This window comes from Dyella sp. (assembly GCF_036384435.1).
GTDB lineage: Bacteria > Pseudomonadota > Gammaproteobacteria > Xanthomonadales > Rhodanobacteraceae > GSA-30.
Map to the genome: position 1 here is coordinate 1 of NZ_DASVMI010000049.1, position 4,779 is coordinate 4,779.

Consider the following 4,779-nt stretch of genomic DNA (forward strand, 5'->3'; position numbering starts at 1 on the left):
CCGGATACCAGCGGTTCAAACAGGGTATCGCGCAATGCCACCGGAATACCCGGACCATCGTCGATCACGTCCACGCGCAACGCCGTGCGCAGGCTGCGTTCACTGAGGCGGATGCCATGTTCCACGCGCGTGCGCAGGCCCAGCGTCGTCGCACCCGCCTCGATGGCGTTGCGTGCCAGGTTCAACAACAACTGCTGCAGGCGATCGGCATCGCCCAGTACGTCCGGCAAGCTCGGATCATAATCATGACGCAGCCTGATCGGCGTCGGTTCGGCCTGCAACAGGTCGCATAGCCGCTCCAGCCGCTCATGGATGTTGACCGGGGCCAGTCTTGGCGCTCCGTCGTGATGCAGCAGGCGATTGGCCAGGGCGGCAAGGCGATCGGCCTCCGTGATGACCATGCCGGCCAGGGCGCGCAAGTCTTCGTCCTGCACGCGGCGATGCAACAGCTGCGCGGCGCCACGCAGGCCAGCCAGCGGATTCTTCACTTCGTGCGCGAAGCCACGCAACGTGGCCGACAACGGTGAGGCTGCCGCGGCCACCTTGCTGAGCGGATGAACCTCCAGTGACAACTGCGAGGGACCGAGCGCTTGCAGGTTCAGATCCACCAGGGTCTCGCTGCCCCGCGCAGACTCCAGCGTCACGCCGCGCAATTGCAGCCCACCCAGGTCGGCCAGCACCCGATCGGCGTGCTCCAGCCACGGCGGCTCCCGCAGCAGCAGGCCCAGCGGCTGCCCGACCGCGCTACGGGGGCCGATATCGAGCAGTTCGGCCAGCGCCGGATTCAGCCATTCCACACGCAAAGCCCCGTCCACCAACGCCAGGCCGGTAGTCATCTGCTCCGCCCAGTTGCGCCAGATCTCGGGACTCATGCCCCAATAATGGGCAATGCGCTTGATTGGTGCAATGGGTTTCGGTATTGGCGTGCATGACATTTCCCACTGCCTCGCTCTCAAACTGCTGAAAATGCCAAGCGGCCAACTCCCGCCAAGAGCTACAGCCTATGTTCGGCCCCTATGCCGCCCTGCACAGGTAATGCATCAATCCCAACCCAAGGAGCAGCTCATGCAACGTCGCAGCTTTATGGGCGGTGTTGCGCTTGCGGTAGGTACAGGCGCCGCCTTCCTCGCCTAAGCCCGGCCAGCCCCGCCCAGGCAACCAATGGCGCAGACATCGCGAATGTCCAGACCTTCTGTGCAACAGGCGGTGGTGTTCATGACGACACAGCAGCGGCGCAAAGCGCATTTTCACGAATCATGGCTAAAGCTACCGCAGTGTCACAACCCCTGTTTTCAACAACAGTGGCAGCGGTAACATCCCGGGCGGGGGATCGCTATAGAGCTCCTGACGTCGACTTATTCCCGCATCCAGACACCCGCCTGGATATCTCTCAATGTTCCTGCAGGACGTGCGAGTGAAATCCGCGACGTTATGGAAGGCGGACAAGTCAGCTCTGGCTTCGCGCCTGCAAATACGCCACACACATGAGAACCAGCTGCTCACGTATGGCTGTAACGTCTTCCAGCGACAAATCCCGCTCGAACGCATTGCGGACGGCACCGAAGATCGTAGTGAGCAAGGTCAGGTTGACGATGGATTGATCTGCCAGCGGCATATCGCATGCACTGGCAAACATCACGGCACTTGCCCGGTCGACTCGCTGGCTGAAGGCTTCGATCAAGGGCTTGTTGTCCAGCTCTGCGATGGATCGATAGAGCACGCGCGTTACGGCTGGATTCTCCATTTTGGCATCCCAGTATGTCGCCACCAGGCCGCTGACCATGTCTCTCACCAACGCGCCATGCAAAGCCGTGCAACTGGCTTCCACTTTTTGCGCAAGGTTCTCCAGGTAACGCTCGTTCAGCGCATAAAACAAAGCCTGCTTGTTCGGGAAATATTGATACATGGTGCCGATGGATACGCCAGATCGCTCGGCAACACGCGTGGTGGTGAGCTTACGCGGGCCTTCGACGAGCAAAACCTGAATAGTGGCTTCGAAAATGGCGTCCACCGTAGCCATGGAACGCGCTTGACGCGGCTTTTTTCGTGCATCCAGGCTGATCGGTGACTTGGCGGGCATAAGCGAATATTCGCAAGAGGGTGCTCGTGTCTAGCATAGCCGTATTCAAACAATCGGCTGAGAATCGTCATGGACACAAACCCTCGCGTTGCACTCGTCACCGGCGCCAATAAAGGTATCGGCCTGGAAATAGCGCGCCAGCTCGCTCAGGCTGGCGTATTCGTGATCATCGGTGCGCGTCATATCGGTCGTGCCAACGCGGCGGTTGCCGATCTGGCCGCACAAGGGCTGGTGAGCGAACCGCTGTTGGTCGACCTGAATGACCTCGAAGGCATGCCTCAGGCTGCACGCGCGATCGAGGACAAGTACGGCCGGCTGGACATCCTGGTCAACAACGCAGGCATCGTGGATCCCGACGATGGCGCCCCGAGCGCCGGCATGCCAGAGGCCGCCCGCCGCATCATGGACACCAATTTTATCGGCACCTTGGCCGTCACCCAGGCGATGCTTCCCTTGCTGCGCACGTCGCAGGCCGCCAGGATTGTCAACGTGTCCAGTTCACTGGGTTCGCTTACGCTCAACGGCGACCCTGATTCCCCCTATTACGCGGTGCGGCTTATTGGTTACAACGCCTCCAAGGCAGCGTTGAACATGCTTACTGTGCAATTGGCCGCGGAGCTTCGCGATACGAACATCGTGGTCAACTCGGTGTCTCCCGGATACGTGGCAACCGATCTCAATGGGCATAGCGGCCCGATGAGCGTGCAAGATGGCGCCAGGCTACCCGTGAAATACGCACTACTCGGCGATGATGCGGTGTCCGGACGGTTCGTGGAACCGGACGGCTCCACGCCCTGGTGAAGCACTTGAACCCAAACGCATAGAAGCACAGCCCCACGGCTGATTCGCGCGCTACTGCATGTCTTCGCCAGCCACTTGTGGAGTCAAGCCCGGTATGCGGGGTTGGCTGGCGATCCGTGCTTTCATGCCAAACACCAGTCGCAACCACACTGAACGTCGTATACACGCTTCGTATAACACCACACACGCCGCCATGCTGGCGACAAGGATGACGACATACTTGATCCATGGCGCCCATGCACGGTGAATCACGTAGTAGCCGATCGTAACGATAATCGTCTGGTGCATGATGTAGAACGGATAGCTTGCCTCCCTCGCCCATGCCAGCAATCCATTGGTGAAGGAGAGATAGCGATAGCCATAGCCCAGGAAAACCATCACCCAAAGCCAGGTGAAGACGTTCGCACCCACGCAATCGACTATCGAATCATGCGCGATCAATCCCGTGTTGAACCCTGTGATCAACACGATGATCGTGGCCGTGCCGGCAAGGCATGCCCAACGGCGCATTCGGGATAGCCACGACCAGACTCCCGGCATGGATGCCATGAGGTATCCGTAGACGGTCAGTAACAGGTAGTGGTTGAAGATGTACCAGTCGCTGACCAGGTTATGCGTCTCTCCGAAGATCGGTTTGAGCCACGTTTCATTCAAGCCGAGTGGGATACCTAGCGCAAAAAGCCACGCCCCTGGCGTGATGCGTACGCCGGCCTTCTTCCACCAGAGCATCGCTGGCACCAGCAGCAGGATGTACACATACAGATATGCGATGAACCATAGGTGATGCCAGCTGAAATTCCCAGCCGGATACGGTACGAATTGCAGCACGCGGTCGACGTAGAACTGGACATAGCTACCGGACCATTGCCCATGCAAGCGCCGCTCGAAATAGATCTGTGGAGGCACCACCAGGAACACACCGACCACCAGTGGCAACAGTAACTTGAGGCTGCGCTCGCGCAGGAACGCTCCCGTGCTCCGCCTTTGCAAGGCGAACCACATGCCTGCGCCCGCGATGACGAACAGCAAAGGCATGCGCAGGCGATGGGCGATGTCCATCGGCCACGCCAAGGAAGGAATCACCTGGTCGTTGACGATATGCCAGCCCCAGCCGACGAAGATCATGCCAGTATGGAAAAAGAACAAGACGAAAATGGCGATGACACGCAGCCAGTCCAGAAAGTCATACCGCCCCCTGGGTTCATCCGCGACAAGCATGGTTAAGGCCTCCCGATATCCGTGATACCCAGGAGACTGAGCGATCCGCATCGATCGCGCATCGGCTATGGGGTAAGCGGAGCGGTGAACAGGGCCAGACGGTAATCAGCGGCCCATGCGGGCAAACACGGCCTCGCGATAGCGGCGGCTCAGCCGCAATACCTGGCCGCCATGCAACTGGATTTCGTAGTCGCCCCTGAACAAGGGACTGAACGCCCGGACGCAGGCGAGATTGACAGCGGTAGATCGGTGAACGCGCATGAAGCGCTGTTCGCCGAGCTGGCTGAGCAGGTCCTGTAGCGTTCTGCGCAGTAAGTAATGACGTCCGGCGCTGTGGACCTGGACATAGTTGTCATCGGCCTGAAGCCATTCGATGGCGGCCACGTCGATCAGTTGAAGACGATCGCGATCGGGTACCAGCAGTCGCTCGCAGGCAGGAAGCTGCGCCCTGCTCAACGCTACCGCGCGTGCACCCAGGCCAGACTCCTGATCACGCAACCTGTCCCTGATGCGCTGTACGGTGCGGTCCAGTCGCTCGCGATCGTATGGCTTGAGCAGGTAGTCGATTGCGTTGAGTTCGAAGGCTTTCACGGCATGTTCGTCAAACGCCGTGACAAAGACGATCAACGGAGCGCTCGATGGTTCCAGTTGCGCCGCCACCTGAAGCCCCGATAGCAATG

5 protein-coding genes are annotated in these 4,779 nt (G+C 59.7%); 1 reads left to right on the forward strand and 4 read right to left on the reverse strand.

The window, feature by feature from the left end:
- Both VF436_RS04625 and VF436_RS04630 read right to left on the reverse strand, forming a co-directional pair.
- A partial coding sequence (locus VF436_RS04625) for a two-component system sensor histidine kinase NtrB (RefSeq protein ID WP_330902823.1) occupies positions 1-872 on the reverse strand: 872 nt, incomplete at its 3' end.
- 575 nt (positions 873-1,447) lie between these two features.
- Entirely contained in the window at positions 1,448-2,020 is a 573-nt protein-coding gene (locus VF436_RS04630; RefSeq protein ID WP_330902824.1) for a TetR/AcrR family transcriptional regulator, read from the reverse strand.
- 129 nt (positions 2,021-2,149) lie between these two features.
- On the opposite strand from VF436_RS04630, the gene VF436_RS04635 reads away from it, so the two are divergent.
- Complete coding sequence (locus VF436_RS04635) at positions 2,150-2,881, forward strand: SDR family oxidoreductase (RefSeq protein WP_330902825.1); 732 nt, start codon at positions 2,150-2,152, stop codon at positions 2,879-2,881.
- A gap of 51 nt (positions 2,882-2,932) precedes the next feature.
- Here the strand turns inward: VF436_RS04635 and VF436_RS04640 are convergent, their stop codons facing one another.
- Positions 2,933-4,099, reverse strand: coding sequence for an acyltransferase family protein (locus tag VF436_RS04640; RefSeq protein ID WP_330902826.1), 1,167 nt, complete (start codon positions 4,097-4,099; stop codon positions 2,933-2,935).
- 105 nt (positions 4,100-4,204) lie between these two features.
- Positions 4,205-4,779 (reverse strand): LytTR family DNA-binding domain-containing protein (locus tag VF436_RS04645; protein WP_330902827.1); only part of this gene is annotated, 575 nt, incomplete at its 5' end.